Source organism: Defluviimonas salinarum, from assembly GCF_026013545.1.
Classification (GTDB): domain Bacteria; phylum Pseudomonadota; class Alphaproteobacteria; order Rhodobacterales; family Rhodobacteraceae; genus Albidovulum; species Albidovulum salinarum.
The window spans coordinates 206,055-223,869 of sequence record NZ_JAPDOG010000004.1 but is presented as its reverse complement, the minus strand read 5'-3'; the positions used below and the strand labels follow the sequence as shown (position 1 = coordinate 223,869).

Genomic DNA, 17,815 nt, shown 5'->3' with positions numbered 1-17,815 from the left:
CTTTGTGCGGGAAAGGGAAGTGAGGGCCGATGCGTGAGGATGACGAGCTAAGGGCGGCGATCGCGGCGATCCCGGCGCTTGCCCGCGACGGTGGGCCGGTCGAGCGGCTCGGCGGGCTGACGAACCGGGTCTACCGGGTGGGAAGCCATTGCCTGCGGCTGCCGGGGGCGGGGACCGAGGAATATATCGACCGAGCGAACGAGGCGGTCGCGGCGCGCGAGGCGGCGCGGGCGGGGGTGAGCCCGGCAGTGATCCATGCCGATCCCGCCACCGGGATCATGGTGACCGAGTTCATCGCGGGCACGGTGACGATGAGCCCCGAGGCGTTCAGCGCCCGTCCCGGCGCGGCGGCGCGCGCGGGCGCGGCCTTCGCGAAGCTGCATGGCTCGGGCGCCGTCTTTCCCTTCCGTTTCGAGCTCTTTCAGATGATCGACGATTACCTCGGCGTGCTGGCGACCAAGGACGTGGCCCTGCCGGAGGGCTATCACGACGTCGTCGCCGAGGCGGGCGCGGTGCGCGAGGCGCTGGCCGCGAGGCCGCTGCCGCTCGCGCCCTGCCACTGCGATCCGCTGTGCGAGAACTTCCTCGATACCGGGGACAGGATGTGGATCGTCGACTGGGAATATTCCGGCATGAACGATCCGATGTGGGATCTCGGCGATCTTTCGGTCGAGGGCGGGTTCGGGGCCGGTCAGGACGAGGAGATGCTGCGGGCCTATTTCGGCGGCGAACCCGTGCCGCGCGACCGGGGGCGAATGGTGATCTACAAGGCGATGTGCGACCTTCTCTGGACGCTCTGGGGCCTCATCCAGCTTGCCGCCGGCAACCCGGCCGAGGATTTCCGTGCCTATGCCGACGGCCGCTTCGCACGCTGCAAGGCGCTGATGGCCGATCCAGACTTCTCCCGCCATCTCAAGGCGGTGGCGGCCTGACTTCAGCCGCTTTGGCGGGTCAGGCGGCTCGCCAGAAGATCGCCGGTCTCCGACAGGATCGGATAGGCGATCATGGTGAAGGCGGAGTTGACCTGTTTCAACGCCCGGAGCGTCTCCTGGTGGATGTTCGAGGTCTCGATGCTCTCGGTCAGGCCCTGCTTCAGCCGGTCGAGATGCGAGCGCTGCAGACGCTGCTCCATGTCGCGGACATGGTCCTTTTCCTCGACCAGCGCGCGCGCGGCATCGGGGTTGAGCGTCATCAGCACGTTGAGTCCGGCCTGAGCATTGGCGAGCACGCGGTCGTGGAAATCCTTGATCTCCTGCCAGCCGGTGTCGGAAAAGCTCGCCCCGCCCTGGTCGAGGCGACGGGCGAGGCCGAGCATCGTGTCGGCGATGACATTGCCCGCGCTTTCCAGATTGACTGCCATGTCGGCCAGTTCGAGTCCGCGCCGGCTGACATCCTCGTCGTCGGTCGACCGCTGCAGCTTCGCGAGGTAAAGCTTTGTCGCGATGTGGATCTTGTCGACTTCGGATTCCTTGGCCTCGATTGCGGCGGCGGTGCTGTCGTCCCAAGTCTCGTAAAGGCCGGCGACGGTGCGGAGCATCGCCTCCACGCCTTCGCCCATCTGCAGAACCTCGCGTGCCGCGCAGGCGAGCGCGCGGTCCGGTTGCGGGAGCGCGGCGGGATCGAGCGCGCTGATCCGCGCAAGGCCCGCCGCTTCCGGCGGTGGCGTGATCCAGCGCCCGACAAGCGCGAGAACCGGTCCGGTGAGCGGCAGCGCCACAAGCGCCAGCACGAGGTTGAAGGCGAGGTGCAGGTTGATGACCTGGCGCGCGGGCGTCGCACCGAGCAGGTCGAGCGGGGGCGCGAGCGACGAGAGCGCCATCAGTGCGGCCGCCGCGCCGCCGCCGCGCAGCGCGAGATTGGCGACGATGACCCGCCGGGCCGCGATCTCGGAACCGAGGGTGAGCACATAGGCGATGACCGCGCCGCCGAGATTGGCGCCGAGCACCATCGCGACGCCGGCCGTGACCGGCAGGATGCCCTGCGCCGACAGCGTGACGAAGAGGAGCACCGCGGCGACCGAGGAATGCACCGCCCAGGCGAAGAGCGCGCCGATCGCGAAGGCGGTGACCGGATCGCCGCCGAGATAGCGCATCGCGCTCGCAAGCGCCGGGCTGTCGCGCAGGGGCTCGGTCGCGTCGCGGATCATCGTCAGCGAGACGAAGATGAGGGCGAGGCCGATCAGCACCCGCCCGGCCATGCGGAAATCGCGGCTCGACGACTTCAGGAACATGCCCACGCCGGCCACGAGCAGGACCGGCACCAGCCAGTCAGCGCGCGTGAGCAGGATCTGCGCCACGATCGCCGAGCCGAGATCGGCGCCGAGCAGGATCGCGAGACCCGCCCCGGCCGCGAGCGTGCCTGCGGCGACGAAGTTCGAGGTGAGGATGGCGACGGCGGTCGAGCTTTGCAGCACCACCGCCGCCCCGGTGCCGGAGAGTGCGGCGAGCCAGCGGCTCTCCGAGCCGCGCCGCAGCAGTCGCCGGAGTTGGACCGACCAGCCGCGCTCGACGCCGGTGCGCACGAGGCGGACGGCCCAGATCAGAAGCGCGGCGGCGCCCGCGACATGCAGGACGAACAGCATCGGCGAGGTTTCGGGCAAGCGGCGGTCCTCCGAGGCGTGGCTGCGAGTCGCGGCCGTTACAAAACTGTCACAAAACCTTCACAAAACGGGCGCGGGCACAATGGCCTTCCGTGTCCGAACGGCAGGGGAGATCGACGGCTGTGTGGTTCATGCCGCCCTCAGGGCGCCGGCGATCAGTGCCGGCACGTCGGGATGGGTTCCGATCGGATCGAGGAGCCGGCCGGTGTAGCCGGCTTCCGCCAGTTCCGCGGGGATGTCGGTCACGACATGGCCCCATCGCGCGACGAAGAGCGGCAGGCAGAGCGACCGTGGGCCGGCCCCAAGCGCGGCTTCGGCGAGGCCCGGCGGCTCCTCGATGAAGCCGGTGCGGATGCCGGCGAGCGTCAGGGCGCCAGCGATGGCGGCCTCGATCGCGCGGGCGGCCTCGGCGGGAGCGCGGCTGCGGCCCGATCCGTGCGCGGCCAGGATCAGCGTCGTGTCGGTCTCGGGCCAGCCAGCTACGGCACAGGTGTCGCGGACGATGCGGATCGCGAGATCGGTGGTTTCGCGCCGGAGCCCGAAGGGGGGAAGGATCTGCAGGCCCTCCGCGCCAGCCTCGGCTAAGCGGCGCGGCAGCAGGCTGCGGATGAACCAGCCGTCGGCCATGAAGAACGGAAATATGACAGGTTTGTCGAGTTCTTGCAGGGCGTTCTTCAGGGCATCCGGCGCGGCGAGCGTGGCCGAACCGATCCTCCATCCGGGCAGTTCGCGAGCCACGGCCTTCGCAACGGCGGCGAGGTCGGCCTCGGCGGGGTTGGGGTCCGAGGGCTGGCCGTGGGCGACGATGAGCGCGGAGCGAGACATGGGGCGGAGCCTAACGGAAGGGCGGCGGAACGCAACTAGTCGCGGGCCAGCGCCACGGTCTTCAGGATCGCATGGCATTCGGTTCCGGGCGCGATGTCGAGGGCCGCGACCGAGCGGCGGGTGATGCGGGCGCGCAGCGCCGTGCCGCCGCAGTCGAGCGCGACCTCGGCGGCGGCCGCGTCGAGGGGCGTCACCGCTTCGACCCGTGCGGGCAGGATGTTGAGCGCGCTCAGGCCCTCGGGGCGGGTCCGCGCGAGCATCACGTCGCGGGCGCGGATGAAGAGGCGAACCGGCGCGCCGGTGGACCCCATTGCCTCGGGCGTAAGGATCGTGCCGCCGGAAAAACCGAGTTCGCAGAGCCCGTCCTCGGTCATGCCGGTGACACGCGCCACGATCAGGCTGCCGGGTTCTGTGCCGACGAAACCTGGCCGGACCGCGGCCTCGGCAAGGATCTCGGCGGCCGGGCCGAGGCCGGTGACCCGGCCGCGGTCGAGCGCCAGAACCTGGGTCGCGAGCCGGGCGACCTCGGAGAGCGAGTGGCTGACATAGAGGATCGGGATCCGCGCCTCGTCGCGTAAGGATTCGATATGGGGCAGGATCTCGCCGCGCCGGGCGTGGTCGAGGGCCGCGAGCGGTTCGTCCATCAGGATCAGCCGCGGCCGGGTCAGGAGCGCGCGGGCGAGCGCCACGCGCTGCGCCTCGCCACCCGAGAGCGCCTCGGTCCGGCGCCGCAGGAGCGGGCCGAGGTCGAAGCGGTCGATCAGCGCGGGCTGCGCCACCGTCTGGCCGTTGCGGCGGGCGGCATAGGCGAGGTTGGCCTCGACGTCGAGATGGCCGAAGAGCCGCGGCTCCTGGAACACCGTCGCGATCTGCCGCCGGTGCGGCGGCACGAAGCGGCGCCCGTCCTCCCAGGTCTCGTCACCGAAGGCGACATGGCCCGCGCCGCGCTCGAACCCGGCGATGATCCGCAGGAGCGTGCTCTTGCCCGCGCCGCTCGGGCCGAAGATCGCGGTGAGGCCGGAAAGGGGGATTCGGCGGTCGATTTCAAGATGAAATTCCGGGTGTTGCAGGTCGATCTTCAGATACAGGTCGCTCATCGCCGCGCCCTTTTTCGGTGCCGGCCGTTGAGCCAGTAGAGCGCGAGCAGGATGGCGAAGGACAGCGCGAGCAGGATGCCGGAGAGGAGATGCGCCGCCCCATAGTCGAGGGTCTCGACCTCCTCGTAGATCGCGATCGAGATGACGCGGGTCTCGCCCGGGATGTTGCCGCCGACCATCAGCACGACACCGAACTCGCCGAGCGTATGGGCGAAGGTGAGCACGGCCGCGGTCAGGTAGCCGCGCAGGCAGAGCGGCGCGGCCACGGTGAGGAAGGCGTCGAGCGGGGACGCACTGAGACTCGCAGCCGCTTCCATCGGCGCGCGGCCGAGCGTCGTGAAGGCGGCCTGGAGCGGCTGGACCGTGAAGGGCAGCGAATAGAGGAGCGAGGCGATGACGAGGCCACCGAAGGAGAAGGTGAGCGTGTTGCCAGTGACTGAAAGCCAGAACTGGCCGAGCGGAGCCGAGGGGTTGAAGGCGAGGAGCAGGTAGAAGCCGAGCACCGTCGGCGGCAGCACGAGCGGCAGCGCGGTCAGCGCCTCGACCACAGGCGCGAGGCGTGAACGGGTATGGGCGAGCCACCAGGCGAGCGGGGTGCCGAGCAGCATCAGGATCGCGGTTACCAGCGCGGCGAGGCGCAGCGTGAGCCACAGAGGGGCGAGGTCGCCGGGGCTCATGGCAACGTGGCGTAACCGTTCGCCTCGATCACGGCGCGCGCCTTGGTGCCGCGCAGGTGGTCGAGAAAGGCGAGGGCGGCGGCGTTTCCCTTGCCACGGACGAGTAGCACCGCGTCCTGACGGATCGGGTCGTGCGCGCTCTCCGGGACCGGCCAGGAACCGCCAGCCAGAGTCGGATCGGCATGGAGCCCGGAGGCCGCGACGAAGCCGGCCCCCGCGGCGCCGCTGCGGACCATCGCGAAGGTCTGGCCGATGTTCTCGCCTTGCACGATCTTGCCTTCTACCGCGTCCGAAAAGCCAAGTGAGTCAATTGCCTGCAGGGCGGCCTTGCCATAAGGCGCGAGGTCTGGATTGGCGATCGCGACATGTCTCTGCGCCGCGAGAAATGCCGCCGGGTCCGAAAGGTCTGCGCGCCCGTCGGCGGTCCAGAGCACGAGCTGGCCGATCGCGTAGGTGAAGCGGTCCGCAGGATCGGCCTGACCCTCGGCGATCAGTTCGTCGACAGTCGCCTCGTCGGCCGAAAGAAAGACGTCGAAGGGCGCTCCGGAGGCGACCTGGGCCGCGAGCTTGCCGGTGGCCGCGGCGGCGAGGCGGATCTCGTGGCCGGTTTCGGCGGTGAACTCCTCGGCCAGGATTTCGGCCACGGGACGGAAATTGGTCGCGACGGCGACGAGCGCGCTCTCCGCGGCCGCGGGGCCCGGCAGCGCGAGTAGGGCCAGAAGGACGGCGCGGCGCATCGGCACTCCTTGCGTTGTGTCTGATTGGAGGTAACGGGGTTTCGCGCGGCGTGGCAAGCGTTATTTCTTTTCGGACATAACGGAGAGTCGGTGGATTTCATCGATCTCGGAGGCAAGCGCGGCGGCGCCCTTATCCTGCATCTGCCGGTAGAGCGCGAGCACCCGGCGTCCGGTGTCGGTGAGTTCGGCGCCGCCGTGGCCGGCGCCGCCGCGGCTCGCGGCCACCAACGGCTCGCGGAACATCGCGTTCAACGCCTCGACGAGGCTCCAGGCACGCTTGTAGCTCATCCGCATCCGCTTGCCGGCGGCCGAGATCGAGCCGGTCTCGGCGATGCCCTCGAGGAGGTCGGCCTTGCCGGGGCCGAGCCACTCGCCGCCCTCGACGACGAGGCGCAGCTTGAGGCCGGGTGAGAGGCGGGAGGCTTTGGGCATGACGAATCCTCGCAATCGGTGTGCATGTTAGGCGCCGTCCGCGCCGCGCGGAAGCGGCGGCCGGGTTGGGGCCGGGGCGTCGAGCATGCTAGTCTCCGGGCGAGTGCGCTGGGAGGGCGATGCGATGCTGCGTGTGCTGGCCTGTCTTGCCGCGCTCTGGGGCGCGCCGGTCCTGGGGCAGACCGAGGTGGATCTGGAGCTGGTGCTTCTGGCGGACAGCTCGGGTTCCATCGACGACGGTGAGATCCTGTTCCAGCGCGAGGGCTACGCACGGGCGATCACCGATCCCGCCGTCGTCGCGGCGATCCGCCGCACGGCCTATGGCAGCATCGCCGTCACCTATGTCGAATGGGGGCGGTTCGACAGCCAGGACGTGGTCGTGCCCTGGACGGTGATCGACGGTCAAGCCGCAGCGGAACGCTTCGCGGCGGCGTTGACGGGGCCGCCGCGCCGCGCGCGTGGCCGCAACGCGATCGGGGCGGCGCTGATCTTCGGGCGCGACCTGATCGAGGGCAACGAGATCGCGGGCTGGCGCCGGATCATCGACTTCTCGGGCGATTCCGCGGGCAACTTCAACGGCCCGACCATCGCCGAGGGCCGCCGCGCCGCGCTCGAGGCCGGGATCACGATCAACGGCCTCGCGGTGCTGTGCCGGATCTGCGCGTCGGGCCGGTCGGGCTCGGGCGATCTGGAGGCCGCGTTCGCCGAAAGGATCATTGGCGGGCAGGGCGCCTTCGTCGTGACCGCGGACGGCGGCGAGGCTTTCGCGGCGGCCGTCAGGCGCAAGCTCATCCTCGAAATATCGGGCGGCGGCGGCCCGGCGGTGGCGCGCGCCGGCCAATGAGGCAAGGCAGTCGCGGCCCGATCCGCGCTTTCGGGCGCGCATCTTGCGGGCGGGCAGGTGCCAGAAGTGCGCCTGCGGCCCTTGCAGCCCCCGGTGCGCGCCTCTAAGACTTGCGCAAGGTTATGTGCATAAGCATTCACCCCGGGAACAGCGACAGGCGGACGAGCATGAAAGACCCCTTTGACATCTACATGAACACCCTCGTGCCGATGGTGGTCGAGCAGACCTCGCGCGGGGAACGGGCTTATGACATCTATTCGCGCCTCCTCAAGGAACGGATCATCTTCCTTTCGGGGCCGGTGCATGACGGCATGTCGACGCTGATCTGCGCCCAGCTCCTGTTCCTCGAGGCCGAGAATCCCTCGAAGGAAATCGCGATGTACATCAACTCGCCCGGCGGCGTGGTGACCTCGGGTCTCTCGATCTACGACACGATGCAGTACATCCGGCCGAAGGTCTCGACGCTGGTGATCGGCCAGGCGGCCTCGATGGGCTCGCTCCTGCTGACCGCCGGCGAGAAGGGGATGCGGTTCTCGTTGCCGAACAGCCGGGTGATGGTGCACCAGCCCTCGGGCGGCTACCAGGGGCAGGCGACGGATATCATGATCCACGCGCAGGAGACCCAGAAGCTCAAGGACCGGCTGAACCAGATCTATGTCAAGCACACGGATCAGCCGCTGGAAAAGGTCGAGGCGGCACTCGAACGCGACAACTTCATGTCGCCGGAAGAGGCGAAGGACTGGGGTCTGATCGACGAGATCCTCGACGCGCGTCCGGGCGAGGGCGAATCCAAGTAAGTGGTCTGCCCGCCACCGCGGGGCGTTGGCGGGCAATTTTGCATTGTGGTGTTCCGGGGGCTGCCCTAATCTTGTCGGAAAGGGCCGCCATTAAATGATGGACGACAGGCGAACTGGCCTCAGAGGATGACGATGGCAACGAATTCAGGCAGCGACAGCAAGAACACGCTCTACTGCTCCTTCTGCGGGAAGTCGCAGCACGAAGTGCGCAAGCTGATCGCAGGCCCCACGGTCTTCATCTGCGACGAATGCGTCGAGCTCTGCATGGACATCATCCGTGAGGAGACGAAGTCCACCGGGCTCAAGTCCGCCAATGGCGTGCCGACGCCGCGCGACATCTGCAAGGTGCTGGACGATTACGTGATCGGCCAGGAACATGCCAAGCGCGTGCTCTCGGTCGCGGTCCACAACCACTACAAGCGGCTCAACCACGCCTCGAAGTCGGCCGATATCGAGCTGGCGAAGTCGAACATCCTGCTGATCGGTCCGACGGGCTGCGGCAAGACGCTTCTGGCGCAGACCCTGGCCCGCATCCTCGACGTGCCGTTCACGATGGCGGATGCGACGACGCTGACCGAGGCGGGCTATGTCGGCGAGGATGTCGAGAACATCATCCTGAAGCTCCTGCAGGCCTCGGAGTACAACGTCGAACGGGCGCAGCGCGGCATCGTCTATATCGACGAGGTCGACAAGATCACCCGCAAGTCCGACAACCCCTCGATCACCCGCGACGTCTCGGGCGAGGGCGTGCAGCAGGCGCTCCTGAAGATCATGGAGGGCACCGTGGCTTCCGTGCCGCCGCAGGGCGGGCGCAAGCATCCGCAGCAGGAATTCCTGCAGGTGGACACGACGAACATCCTCTTCATCTGCGGCGGCGCCTTCGCCGGGCTCGAACGGATCATCGCGCAGCGCGGCAAGGGTTCGGCGATCGGCTTCGGTGCCGAGGTCAAGGATCCCGATGCGCGCGGCGTGGGCGAGCTTTTCACCGAGCTCGAACCGGAAGACCTGCTGAAGTTCGGCCTGATCCCGGAATTCGTCGGCCGCCTGCCGGTGATCGCGACGCTGACCGACCTCGACGAAGCGGCGCTGGTCACGATCCTGACCGAGCCGAAGAACGCGCTCGTCAAGCAGTACCAGCGGCTCTTCGATCTCGAAGGGGTGAAGCTGACCTTCACCGCCGATGCGCTCACCGCGATCGCCAAGCGCGCGATCAAGCGCAAGACCGGCGCGCGGGGCCTCCGCTCGATCATGGAGGACATCCTGCTCGACACCATGTTCGAACTGCCGGGCATGACCTCGGTCTCGGAGGTGGTGGTCAACGAGGAAGCCGTCGATTCCGGCGCGAAGCCGCTGCTGATCCACGCCGACTCGAAGGGCGAGAAAGCCGCGACGGCGGGCTGATCCGTTCGTTATCGTATTTCGCGCCGCGGCCGGGCAACCCGCCGCGGCGTTGCTTTTTTTCTGGCGCATGTGGGGCGCGTCCATCACGGGCCCCGCGTTGGCCTGTCACGAAGCGGTGCGCTTGCGGCGGTATAGCCGCGTTTAAGCCTCAGGGGCTTTGTTCGTTCCGGTTCGGGGCGATATGCCGCTGTTGCCTGTCGGCACTGGACCTCGCCCGCGCCTGCGCTATAAGGGGGCAGCAATGCCCGGAGGATGTCCATGAATTTCCTGCTGCGCCTTTTGACCTGGTGGAACAGCCAGACGCTCGGCACCCAGCTCTTCACCTGGCGCAACGGCCAGAAGGTCGGCGAGGATGCGCAGGGCAATGCCTTCTACCAGACCCGCGACGGCAAGCGCCGCTGGGTGATCTACAACGGCGAATGCGAAGCCTCGCGCGTCAGCGCCGACTGGCACGGCTGGCTCCATTTCACCTGGGACGAGCCGCCGACCAAGGTCGCGCTCACGCACAAGGAATGGGAAAAGCCGCATCAGGAGAACCTGACCGGCTCCGCGCTCGCCTATGCGCCCGCAGGCTCGATCCGCCGCGCGACCCCGGTCGAGCGGCGTGACTACGAGGCCTGGAGCCCGGAATAGGGCGATGGCCGAAAGCACGACAGAGGTTCTGGCCGGTGCCGGCGTCCTTGCGGTCGCGCTGGGTTTCCTGATCTATGCGGGCGACGGCAACGGCATCACCCGCACCGGCGAGAGCTACGACTTGTCCGCGAGCTTCCGCTCGGTCGAGGGCATCACCATCGGCACCGATGTCCGCATGGCGGGCGTCAAGGTCGGCTCGGTCACCGAACTAGCGCTCAACCCCGAAACCTTCTTCGCCGATGCGCGCTTCACGGTCCGCAACGGCGTCGTCGTGCCCGATGACAGCACAGCGGTGATCGCCTCCGAGGGGCTCCTTGGCGGCGCCTTCCTCGAGATCCTGCCGGGCGGCAGCCCGATGGATCTCGAGCCCGGCAGCGAGATCGAGGACACGCAAGGTGCGGTCAGCGTGATCGCCCTGATGATGAAATTCGTCGGCGGCGGCAGCGACGAAACGGTGGAGCCCGCCGCGCCATGACCGCCCGCCTGCTTCTGCTTTTGGCGCTCGCCCTCGGCGGCGGCGCGGCCGCTGCCCAGGAGGTCGCGAGCGCGCCGGGCGCGATCCTGCGCGGGCTCGACAAGGTCTCGGGCGCGACCGAGGACATCGAGATCGCGGCGGGGGAATCGATGGCCTTCGGCCGGCTCATCGTCTCGCTCACCGATTGCCGCTATCCCGCAGCCGATCCGAGCGCGAACGCCTACGCGCATCTGACCATCACCGACAGCGCGGCCGGAACGGTGGAGTTCGACGGCTGGATGATCGCGTCGAGCCCGGCGCTCTCGGCGCTCGACGATCCGCGCTACGACGTCTGGCTCCTGCGCTGCAAGAGCAGCTGAGGCGAGGGCACTTCCGGCGCGGTGAAATCCGCCCGCCCGCGCAAGGCCTTCGACAGACGCGCATGGTATTCCGCTCGCGGAATCTCGACCCCGCCGAGCGAGGCGAGATGCGGCGTGAGGAACTGGGTGTCGAAGAGCGAGAAGCCGCCCGAGCGGAGCCGGTCCACGAGATAGGCAAGCGCGACCTTCGAGGCGTCGCGCCGGAGCGAGAACATGCTCTCGCCGAAGAACGCAGCACCAAGCGTCAGGCCGAAGACCCCGCCGACGAGCGTGTCGTCCTCCCGGACCTCGAGCGAATGGGCGTGGCCGCGCTCGTGGAGCGTGTCGTAGAGCGCGGCGAGGGGGGCGTTGATCCAAGTTTCCTCCCGCGCCGCGCACAGGGCGACCACCTCTGAGAAGGTACGGTCGATGGCGATCTCGAACCGCCCGTTCCGGATCCTCCGGGCGAGCGAGCGCGAGATGCGGAAGCCGTCGAGCGGCATCACCCCGCGCAGGCGCGGGTCGATCCAGTGAAGCTCATCCGAGCCGCGGCCTTCCGCCATCGGGAAGATGCCCCGCGCATAGCCCGCAAGCATCCCCTCCGGCGTCAGCATCGCCCGGCCCGGTCCGTGATCCGGCTCAGCCGAATTCCCGTGCAAGCCACTTTTCCAACCAGTGGATCGAGTAGTTCCCGGTCAGGATGTCGTCTTCCTGCAGGAGCCCGTGGAACAGCGGGATCGTGGTGTCGATTCCGTCCACGATCAGCTCGCTCAGGGCGCGCTTCAGCCGCGCCAGCGCCTCGGGCCGGTCGCGGCCGTGGACGATGAGCTTGCCGATCAGGCTGTCGTAGTAGGGCGGGATCGAATAGCCGTCGTAGAGCGCGGAGTCCATCCGCACGCCAAGGCCGCCCGGCGCATGGTACTGGGTGATCTTGCCGGGGCAGGGCGAGAAGTTCGGGAGTTTCTCGGCATTGATCCGGACCTCGATCGCATGGCCGTTCACCACCAGATCGTCCTGGGTGAACGAGAGCGGATAGCCCTCGGCCACGCGGATCTGCTCGCGCACGAGATCGACACCGAAGATCGCCTCGGTCACCGGGTGCTCGACCTGAAGGCGGGTGTTCATCTCGATGAAGTAGAACTCGCCGTCCTCGTAGAGGAACTCGATCGTGCCGGCGCCGATGTAGTTGATCTTGGCGACCGCGTTGGCGCAGATGCCGCCGATCTCGGCGCGCTGCTCGGGCGTGATGACCGGGCCGGGCGCCTCTTCGAAGACCTTCTGGTGGCGGCGCTGCAGCGAGCAGTCGCGCTCGCCGAGATGGACGGCGTTGCCCTTGCCGTCGCCGAAGACCTGGATCTCGATATGGCGCGGCTTCTGGAGGTACTTCTCCATGTAGACTTCGTCATTGCCGAAGGCGGCTTTCGCCTCGGAGCGCGCGGTGCGGAAGGCGATCTCCAGCTCGCTCTCGTCCCTGGCGACCTTCATCCCGCGGCCGCCGCCGCCGGCGGTGGCCTTGATGATGACCGGATAGCCGATTTCCTTGGCGGTCTTCTTGGCCGCCGCAGTATCGGGCACGCCGCCGTCGGAACCGGGTACGACCGGGATGCCGAGGTTCTTGGCGGTTTCCTTGGCGGTGATCTTGTCGCCCATGATGCGGATATGTTCCGCGGTCGGGCCGATGAAGGTGATGCCGTGGTCTTCGAGCGCCTGGACGAAATTGGCGTTCTCGGAGAGGAAGCCGTAGCCCGGATGGATCGCCTGGGCGCCGGTGATCTCGCAGGCCGAGATGACCGAGGCGATCGAAAGATAGCTCTGCGACGAGGGATTGGGGCCGATACAGACCGACTCGTCGGCCATGCGGACATGCATCGCGTCGGAATCGGCGGTCGAATGCACCGCGACCGAGCGGATGCCCATCTCGCGGCAGGCGCGGATCACGCGGAGCGCGATCTCGCCCCGGTTGGCGACGAGGATTTTCTCGAACATCGCGCGCCTCACTCGATGATGAGCAGCGGCGCGCCGTATTCGACGGGGCTGCCATCCTCGACAAGGATGCGCTTGACGGTGCCGGCGCGCGGTGCCGGGATGTGGTTCATCGTCTTCATCGCCTCGACGATCAGGACGGTCTGGCCTTCCTTGACCTGGGCACCCACGGTCACGAAGGGATCCGCGCCGGGCTCTGCCGCGAGATAGACGGTGCCGACCATCGGCGAGGTGACCGCGCCGGGATGGCTCGCCGGGTCGGCGGGCTGGGATGCGGGTGCGGCGGCAGCAGCCGGAGCAGGAGCGGCGGCGGCAACGGGCGCCGGGGCAGGGGCCGCGAAGGCCGCGGGCGCCGCAATCTGGGGCGCGTATTTCGTGACCTTGACGTTCAGGCTGTCATTGTCGCCGTATTCGCGCTTCACGCTCAGTTCGGCGAGCCCGCTCTTGTTCAGAAGCTCGGCCAGAGCCTCGATGAAGGCCACGTCACTTTCATGGGGATTCTTGGTCATTTCTGTCCTCGATCGGTCCTGGCGGATGCCCGTCTTGCTTTGCGGGGTTTCCGTTTCCCGCCGCTTATACGCGCTTGGTCCGGCCGAGGAAAGCCGCGAGTTACGGTGTGCCGGCACCATCGCTCCGGCTGCAAACCTCAAAAATTTACCAGTTGATAAAAAAATGATTCGGTGGCAGCCTTTTCCTCAAGAACGGACGGAGGGAGGCCGCCTTGACCAACAGCCAGCTTACGCCGGGCATCGTGCCCGGACGCCTCGGGGCAGAGGATTATGCCCGCAACTTCTCCGACATCGCGCCGCGCTACGATGCACACGAGGCGCGGGTCGCGGCGGACCGCTGCTACTTCTGCCACGACGCGCCCTGCATGACGGCCTGTCCGACCTCGATCGACATTCCGCTCTTCATCCGCCAGATCGCTACCGGCACCCCCGAGGCGGCGGCGAAGACGATCTTTTCGCAGAACATCCTTGGCGGCATGTGCGCCCGCGTCTGCCCGACCGAGACGCTTTGCGAGGAGGTCTGCGTGCGCGAGGTGGCCGAGGGCAAGCCGGTCGAGATCGGGCGGCTGCAGCGCTACGCGACCGACACGCTGATGGAGACGGGCAGCCATCCCTTCGCCCGCGCGGCCTCGACCGGCAAGCGCGTGGCTGTCGTCGGCGCCGGTCCGGCCGGACTGGCCGCCGCGCACCGGCTGGCGATGAAAGGCCACGACGTCGTGGTCTACGACCCGCGACCGAAGGCCGGCGGGCTCAACGAATACGGCATCGCCAGCTACAAGAGCCCCGGCGGTTTCGCGCAGGCCGAGGTCGACTGGCTCTTGAAGATCGGCGGGATCACGGTCCAGAACGGCATGGCGCTCGGGGCGGGGCTGACCCTCGACGGGCTCAAGGCGGACCATGACGCGGTGGTGCTCGCCATCGGTCTTGCCGGCGTCAACGCACTCCGCGCCGAGGGCGAAGGGCTCGAAAACGTGCTTTCCGCCGTAGACTTCATCGCCGGGCTGCGGCAGGAGCCGGAAAAGGCGAAGCTCGCCATTGGCCGCGACGTGGTTGTGATCGGCGGCGGCATGACGGCGGTGGATGCCGCCGTGCAGTCGAAGCTCCTCGGCGCCGAGAACGTCACCATCGTCTACCGGCGCGGGCCGGAGAAGATGTCGGCCTCGGATCACGAGCAGGAGCACGCGACCTCGGTCGGTGTCCGCATCCTCCACAATGCCGCCCCGGTGCGCGTGATCGGCAACGGCGCCGCACGCGAGGTCGAGTTCGCCTATACCGAGGACGGTCCGGGCGGGCTGAAGCTCAAGGACGAGACCTTCCGGCTTCGGGCCGACCAGGTGATGAAGGCGATTGGCCAGACGCTCGACGGCGCGCCCGAGGGGCTGGCGATCGAGGGCGGAAAGATCGCCGTGACCGGGGCGGGGCGGACCTCGGTCCAAGGCGTCTGGGCGGCGGGCGACTGCGCCTTGGGCGGCGAGGACCTGACCGTCACCGCCGTCGCTGAGGGCCGCGACGCGGCCGAGGACATTCATGCGAGCCTGATGGGCTGAGGGAGGCACCAATGGCTGATCTGACGACCAATTTCATCGGGATCAAATCCCCGAACCCGTTCTGGCTGGCCTCCGCCCCGCCGACCGACAAGGAATACAACGTCCGCCGCGCCTTCGAGGCGGGCTGGGGCGGCGTGGTCTGGAAGACCCTCGGGTCCGAAGGCCCGCCCGTCGTCAACGTCAACGGCCCGCGCTACGGCGCGATCTGGGGCGCGGACCGGCGGCTTCTGGGGCTCAACAACATCGAGCTGATCACCGACCGGCCCTTGGAGGTGAACCTGCGCGAGATCAAGCAGGTCAAGCGCGACTACCCGGACCGGGCGCTGGTCATCTCGCTCATGGTGCCCTGCGACGAGGAAAGCTGGAAGGCGATCCTGAAGGCGGTCGAGGATACCGGCGCCGATGGGGTGGAGCTCAATTTCGGCTGCCCGCACGGGATGAGCGAGCGCGGCATGGGCTCGGCCGTGGGGCAGGTGCCGGAATATATCGAGATGGTGACGCGCTGGGTGAAGCAGCACAGCCGGATGCCCTGCATCGTCAAGCTGACCCCCAACATCACCGATGTGAGGAAGCCCGCGGCGGCCGCGAAGCGCGGTGGTGCCGATGCGGTGAGCCTGATCAACACGATCAACTCGATCACCTCGGTCAATCTCGACTTGTTCAGCCCCGAGCCGTCGATCGACGGCAAGGGCGCCCACGGCGGCTATTGCGGCCCGGCGGTCAAGCCGATCGCTCTGTCGATGGTGTCCGAGATCGCCCGCGACGCGGAGACCCGCGGCCTGCCGATCTCCGGCATCGGCGGGGTCACCACCTGGCGCGACGCGGCCGAGTTCATGGCGCTCGGCGCCGGCAACGTGCAGGTCTGCACGGCGGCGATGACCTACGGCTTCAAGATCGTGCAGGAGATGATCTCGGGGCTTTCGGAATATATGGACGGAAAGGGCATGACCTCGACCGCCGATCTCGTCGGCCGCGCGGTGCCGAACGTCACCGACTGGCAGTATCTCAACCTCAACTACGTCACCAAGGCCGAGATCGACCAGGACCTCTGCATCAAGTGCGGACGCTGCTATGCCGCCTGCGAGGACACCTCGCACCAGGCCATCGCAATGGGCGAGGACAGGGTGTTCTCGGTCAAGGACGAGGAATGCGTCGCCTGCAATCTCTGCATCGACGTCTGCCCGGTCGAGAACTGCATCACCATGCGGCCGCTGGCGAAGGGCGAGGTCGATCCGAGGACGGGCAAGAAGGTGGGCGACTACGCCAACTGGACGACGCATCCGAATAACCCGATGGCGCAGGCCGCAGAATAGGGCTCACCGGATGGTGCTTTGACAGCGGGCACGCCCGCATGTTCCCCTCTCCCCGCCGGTGCCTCCCTGCCGGCGAGGAGAGGATATCGTCGTGAGACCCCTGTTGATCCTGGCCGCCTTCGGCCTCGCCCAGCCGGCCAGTGCGGAGGGCTGGGCGATGAAACCGGGCGATGAGGTCTTCACGCCGGACGGGATCGCGGCCTTCGTCGCCGGGACCGAGATCCGCTTCTATGATGGCGGGCGCTCCGAATACGGCGCCGACGGGAGCTACGCCTATGTCTACGACGGCGGCGACCGCGCCGAGGGACGCTACCGGATCGAGGATGACGGCTCGGTCTGCGTCGAGTTCCTGAACGGCTGGTCGCGCTGCGATCTCTATGTCCGCAATGGCGGCCGGGTGCTGCTGATCGACCAGAAGGGCGACCGCTATCCGCTGAAACCCACCGGCTGACCGCGCGGTCAGGGCGCGAGGAGCTTGGCGAAGAGCGTTTCAAGAAAACCCTGCGCCTCGGCATAGGGATCGTGTCCCGGGCCGAGCACGGCGCGGACCTGAACGTCGAAATCGGCGTAATGCTGGGTCAGCGCCCAGATCGAGAAGATCAGGTGATGCGGCGGCATGTCGGCGATCCGCCCCGCCGCTGCCCAGTTTGCGAGCACCGCCGCCTTCTCGTCGACGAGCGCCTTCAGTTCGCCTTCGAGTGCGGCCATGATCCGCGGCGCGCCCTGCAGGATCTCGTTCGCGAAGAGCCGGCTTTCGCGCGGGTAGTCGCGGCTGAGTTCGAGCTTGCGGCGGACATAGCCAAGGATCTCCGCGACCGGCTCGCCCTCGGGGTCGAGTGCCCGCAGCGGATCGAGCCAGGCGTCGAGCAGCAGCGTCAGAAGCTCGGCGTGGATCGCTTCCTTGGAGGGGAAGTAGTAGAGCAGGTTCGGCTTCGACAGGCCTGCAAGCTCGGCGATCTGATCGACGGTGGTGCCACGAAAGCCGTAGCTGGAAAATGCGTCGAGCGCCGCGTCGAGGATGGTCTCGCGGTTCTTGCGCTGTATCCGTGTCAGCGGTCGCTCGGCGGCCTGCCGGTCCTGCACGCGGTGCTCTCCCTTGACGTCCTGTCTTCAGCTAGCGTGTATTTGACCGGAAGGTCAAACGTCATTTCCGCCGACCCGGCGGTAGGGAAGGGGGCAAGCGTGTCACACCCGGTCTTCGAGACGCGCGCCATGATCGCGGGCATGTCGCCGGAGCTTCTCCCCGGATCGTTCGTCTTCTGCAGCCTGCCGGGCGGAAGCGCCAGCGCCGCACTTCTGGACGCCGCGCTGTCGGTCTTTCGCGAGGCCGAGGGCCAGTCGCTGATCCTGCCCAAGGCGGTCGCCGCAGCCCGAGGTCTCGACACGACATCGCCGATGCGGCTCATCCGGCTCAACGTGCATTCGTCGCTCGAGGGCGTCGGGCTGACCGCTGCGGTCGCCACGGCGCTCGCGGCGGAGGGCATCGCCTGCAACATGGTGGCGGCCTATCACCACGACCACGCCTTCGTTCCCGCTGACCGTGCCGCGGAGGCTCTGGAGATCCTCCTGCGCCTTCAGGGCTCCGTCGCCGTGCGGTGAGCGCGCCCG

21 protein-coding genes are annotated in these 17,815 nt (G+C 68.0%); 11 read left to right on the top strand and 10 right to left on the bottom strand.

Annotated elements, in window-relative coordinates; genetic code table 11:
• The first annotated feature begins 29 nt into the window (after positions 1 to 29).
• The gene (locus tag OM960_RS06650; RefSeq protein ID WP_264771432.1) at positions 30 to 932 is read left to right on the top strand and encodes a phosphotransferase family protein; all 903 of its coding nucleotides are present in this window, start codon (positions 30 to 32) and stop codon (positions 930 to 932) included.
• Positions 933 to 934: 2 nt separating this feature from the next.
• Here the strand turns inward: OM960_RS06650 and OM960_RS06645 are convergent, their stop codons facing one another.
• From OM960_RS06645 to OM960_RS06620, 6 genes are all read right to left on the bottom strand, one after another.
• Positions 935 to 2,581, bottom strand: a complete 1,647-nt coding sequence (locus OM960_RS06645) for a Na/Pi cotransporter family protein (protein ID WP_264771431.1) — start codon at positions 2,579 to 2,581, stop codon at positions 935 to 937.
• 147 nt (positions 2,582 to 2,728) lie between these two features.
• Positions 2,729 to 3,424, bottom strand: coding sequence for a sirohydrochlorin chelatase (locus OM960_RS06640; protein WP_264771430.1), 696 nt, complete (start codon positions 3,422 to 3,424; stop codon positions 2,729 to 2,731).
• A 35-nt stretch (positions 3,425 to 3,459) separates the two neighbouring features.
• Positions 3,460 to 4,521 (bottom strand): molybdenum ABC transporter ATP-binding protein, encoded by a 1,062-nt coding sequence (gene modC, locus OM960_RS06635; protein WP_264771429.1) that lies wholly within the window; start codon positions 4,519 to 4,521, stop codon positions 3,460 to 3,462.
• A complete protein-coding gene (modB, locus tag OM960_RS06630; protein WP_264771428.1) occupies positions 4,518 to 5,198 on the bottom strand; it encodes a molybdate ABC transporter permease subunit in 681 nt (226 codons plus the stop codon). Before modB ends, modC begins: the two co-directional genes overlap by 4 nt.
• Positions 5,195 to 5,935 (bottom strand): molybdate ABC transporter substrate-binding protein, encoded by a 741-nt coding sequence (gene modA / locus OM960_RS06625; protein WP_263333143.1) that lies wholly within the window; start codon positions 5,933 to 5,935, stop codon positions 5,195 to 5,197. Before modA ends, modB begins: the two co-directional genes overlap by 4 nt.
• Before the next feature lie 60 nt (positions 5,936 to 5,995).
• Positions 5,996 to 6,367 (bottom strand): winged helix-turn-helix domain-containing protein, encoded by a 372-nt coding sequence (locus tag OM960_RS06620; protein ID WP_263333141.1) that lies wholly within the window; start codon positions 6,365 to 6,367, stop codon positions 5,996 to 5,998.
• Between the two features lie 124 nt (positions 6,368 to 6,491).
• Between OM960_RS06620 and OM960_RS06615 the strand changes: the two genes are divergently transcribed.
• The 6 genes from OM960_RS06615 to OM960_RS06590 all read left to right on the top strand — a co-directional run bounded on the left by OM960_RS06615 (position 6,492) and on the right by OM960_RS06590 (position 10,876).
• Positions 6,492 to 7,211, top strand: coding sequence for a DUF1194 domain-containing protein (locus tag OM960_RS06615; protein ID WP_264771479.1), 720 nt, complete (start codon positions 6,492 to 6,494; stop codon positions 7,209 to 7,211).
• 167 nt (positions 7,212 to 7,378) lie between these two features.
• The gene (locus OM960_RS06610; protein WP_263333139.1) at positions 7,379 to 8,008 is read left to right on the top strand and encodes an ATP-dependent Clp protease proteolytic subunit; all 630 of its coding nucleotides are present in this window, start codon (positions 7,379 to 7,381) and stop codon (positions 8,006 to 8,008) included.
• 132 nt (positions 8,009 to 8,140) lie between these two features.
• Positions 8,141 to 9,409: an ATP-dependent Clp protease ATP-binding subunit ClpX gene (clpX, locus tag OM960_RS06605; protein ID WP_263333137.1), complete on the top strand. Its 1,269-nt coding sequence runs from the start codon at positions 8,141 to 8,143 to the stop codon at positions 9,407 to 9,409.
• Positions 9,410 to 9,667: 258 nt separating this feature from the next.
• Positions 9,668 to 10,042, top strand: coding sequence for an NADH:ubiquinone oxidoreductase subunit NDUFA12 (locus OM960_RS06600; protein ID WP_263333136.1), 375 nt, complete (start codon positions 9,668 to 9,670; stop codon positions 10,040 to 10,042).
• Between the two features lie 4 nt (positions 10,043 to 10,046).
• The gene (gene mlaD / locus OM960_RS06595; RefSeq protein ID WP_264771427.1) at positions 10,047 to 10,517 is read left to right on the top strand and encodes an outer membrane lipid asymmetry maintenance protein MlaD; all 471 of its coding nucleotides are present in this window, start codon (positions 10,047 to 10,049) and stop codon (positions 10,515 to 10,517) included.
• A complete protein-coding gene (locus OM960_RS06590; protein WP_264771426.1) occupies positions 10,514 to 10,876 on the top strand; it encodes a DUF2155 domain-containing protein in 363 nt (120 codons plus the stop codon). The genes mlaD and OM960_RS06590 overlap by 4 nt, the downstream gene beginning before the upstream one ends.
• Here OM960_RS06590 and aat read toward each other — a convergent pair.
• From aat to accB, 3 genes are read right to left on the bottom strand one after another with little or no spacing between them, the layout of a single operon-like run.
• Positions 10,840 to 11,469, bottom strand: a complete 630-nt coding sequence (aat, locus tag OM960_RS06585; protein WP_264771425.1) for a leucyl/phenylalanyl-tRNA--protein transferase — start codon at positions 11,467 to 11,469, stop codon at positions 10,840 to 10,842. The genes OM960_RS06590 and aat overlap by 37 nt on opposite strands.
• Before the next feature lie 25 nt (positions 11,470 to 11,494).
• Positions 11,495 to 12,841, bottom strand: a complete 1,347-nt coding sequence (gene accC / locus OM960_RS06580; RefSeq protein ID WP_264771424.1) for an acetyl-CoA carboxylase biotin carboxylase subunit — start codon at positions 12,839 to 12,841, stop codon at positions 11,495 to 11,497.
• An 8-nt stretch (positions 12,842 to 12,849) separates the two neighbouring features.
• Entirely contained in the window at positions 12,850 to 13,347 is a 498-nt protein-coding gene (gene accB / locus OM960_RS06575; RefSeq protein WP_263333125.1) for an acetyl-CoA carboxylase biotin carboxyl carrier protein, read from the bottom strand.
• Between the two features lie 212 nt (positions 13,348 to 13,559).
• On the opposite strand from accB, the gene OM960_RS06570 reads away from it, so the two are divergent.
• The 3 genes from OM960_RS06570 (at position 13,560) to OM960_RS06560 (ending at position 16,658) form a co-directional block, all read left to right on the top strand.
• On the top strand, positions 13,560 to 14,894 hold the full coding sequence (locus tag OM960_RS06570) for an NAD(P)-dependent oxidoreductase (protein WP_264771423.1): 1,335 nt from the start codon (positions 13,560 to 13,562) through the stop codon (positions 14,892 to 14,894).
• Positions 14,895 to 14,905: 11 nt separating this feature from the next.
• Positions 14,906 to 16,207: an NAD-dependent dihydropyrimidine dehydrogenase subunit PreA gene (gene preA, locus OM960_RS06565; RefSeq protein ID WP_264771422.1), complete on the top strand. Its 1,302-nt coding sequence runs from the start codon at positions 14,906 to 14,908 to the stop codon at positions 16,205 to 16,207.
• Between the two features lie 91 nt (positions 16,208 to 16,298).
• Complete coding sequence (locus OM960_RS06560; protein ID WP_264771421.1) at positions 16,299 to 16,658, top strand: hypothetical protein; 360 nt, start codon at positions 16,299 to 16,301, stop codon at positions 16,656 to 16,658.
• A gap of 8 nt (positions 16,659 to 16,666) precedes the next feature.
• Here OM960_RS06560 and OM960_RS06555 read toward each other — a convergent pair whose 3' ends face one another.
• Positions 16,667 to 17,290, bottom strand: coding sequence for a TetR family transcriptional regulator C-terminal domain-containing protein (locus OM960_RS06555; protein WP_264771420.1), 624 nt, complete (start codon positions 17,288 to 17,290; stop codon positions 16,667 to 16,669).
• 99 nt (positions 17,291 to 17,389) lie between these two features.
• Here OM960_RS06555 and OM960_RS06550 point away from each other — a divergent pair, with 99 nt between their 5' ends.
• Positions 17,390 to 17,806: an ACT domain-containing protein gene (locus OM960_RS06550; RefSeq protein ID WP_264771419.1), complete on the top strand. Its 417-nt coding sequence runs from the start codon at positions 17,390 to 17,392 to the stop codon at positions 17,804 to 17,806.
• Positions 17,807 to 17,815 lie beyond the last annotated feature (9 nt).

Bases quoted from the DNA above. Each gene is read 5' to 3' on its own strand.
- OM960_RS06650 (WP_264771432.1), top strand. From the start codon at position 30: ATGCGTGAGGATGACGAGCTAAGGGCGGCGATCGCGGCGATCCCGGCG.
- OM960_RS06645 (WP_264771431.1), bottom strand. From the start codon at position 2,581: ATGCTGTTCGTCCTGCATGTCGCGGGCGCCGCCGCGCTTCTGATCTGG.
- OM960_RS06640 (WP_264771430.1), bottom strand. From the start codon at position 3,424: ATGTCTCGCTCCGCGCTCATCGTCGCCCACGGCCAGCCCTCGGACCCC.
- modC (WP_264771429.1), bottom strand. From the start codon at position 4,521: ATGAGCGACCTGTATCTGAAGATCGACCTGCAACACCCGGAATTTCAT.
- modB (WP_264771428.1), bottom strand. From the start codon at position 5,198: ATGAGCCCCGGCGACCTCGCCCCTCTGTGGCTCACGCTGCGCCTCGCC.
- modA (WP_263333143.1), bottom strand. From the start codon at position 5,935: ATGCGCCGCGCCGTCCTTCTGGCCCTACTCGCGCTGCCGGGCCCCGCG.
- OM960_RS06620 (WP_263333141.1), bottom strand. From the start codon at position 6,367: ATGCCCAAAGCCTCCCGCCTCTCACCCGGCCTCAAGCTGCGCCTCGTC.
- OM960_RS06615 (WP_264771479.1), top strand. From the start codon at position 6,492: ATGCTGCGTGTGCTGGCCTGTCTTGCCGCGCTCTGGGGCGCGCCGGTC.
- OM960_RS06610 (WP_263333139.1), top strand. From the start codon at position 7,379: ATGAAAGACCCCTTTGACATCTACATGAACACCCTCGTGCCGATGGTG.
- clpX (WP_263333137.1), top strand. From the start codon at position 8,141: ATGGCAACGAATTCAGGCAGCGACAGCAAGAACACGCTCTACTGCTCC.
- OM960_RS06600 (WP_263333136.1), top strand. From the start codon at position 9,668: ATGAATTTCCTGCTGCGCCTTTTGACCTGGTGGAACAGCCAGACGCTC.
- mlaD (WP_264771427.1), top strand. From the start codon at position 10,047: ATGGCCGAAAGCACGACAGAGGTTCTGGCCGGTGCCGGCGTCCTTGCG.
- OM960_RS06590 (WP_264771426.1), top strand. From the start codon at position 10,514: ATGACCGCCCGCCTGCTTCTGCTTTTGGCGCTCGCCCTCGGCGGCGGC.
- aat (WP_264771425.1), bottom strand. From the start codon at position 11,469: ATGCTGACGCCGGAGGGGATGCTTGCGGGCTATGCGCGGGGCATCTTC.
- accC (WP_264771424.1), bottom strand. From the start codon at position 12,841: ATGTTCGAGAAAATCCTCGTCGCCAACCGGGGCGAGATCGCGCTCCGC.
- accB (WP_263333125.1), bottom strand. From the start codon at position 13,347: ATGACCAAGAATCCCCATGAAAGTGACGTGGCCTTCATCGAGGCTCTG.
- preA (WP_264771422.1), top strand. From the start codon at position 14,906: ATGGCTGATCTGACGACCAATTTCATCGGGATCAAATCCCCGAACCCG.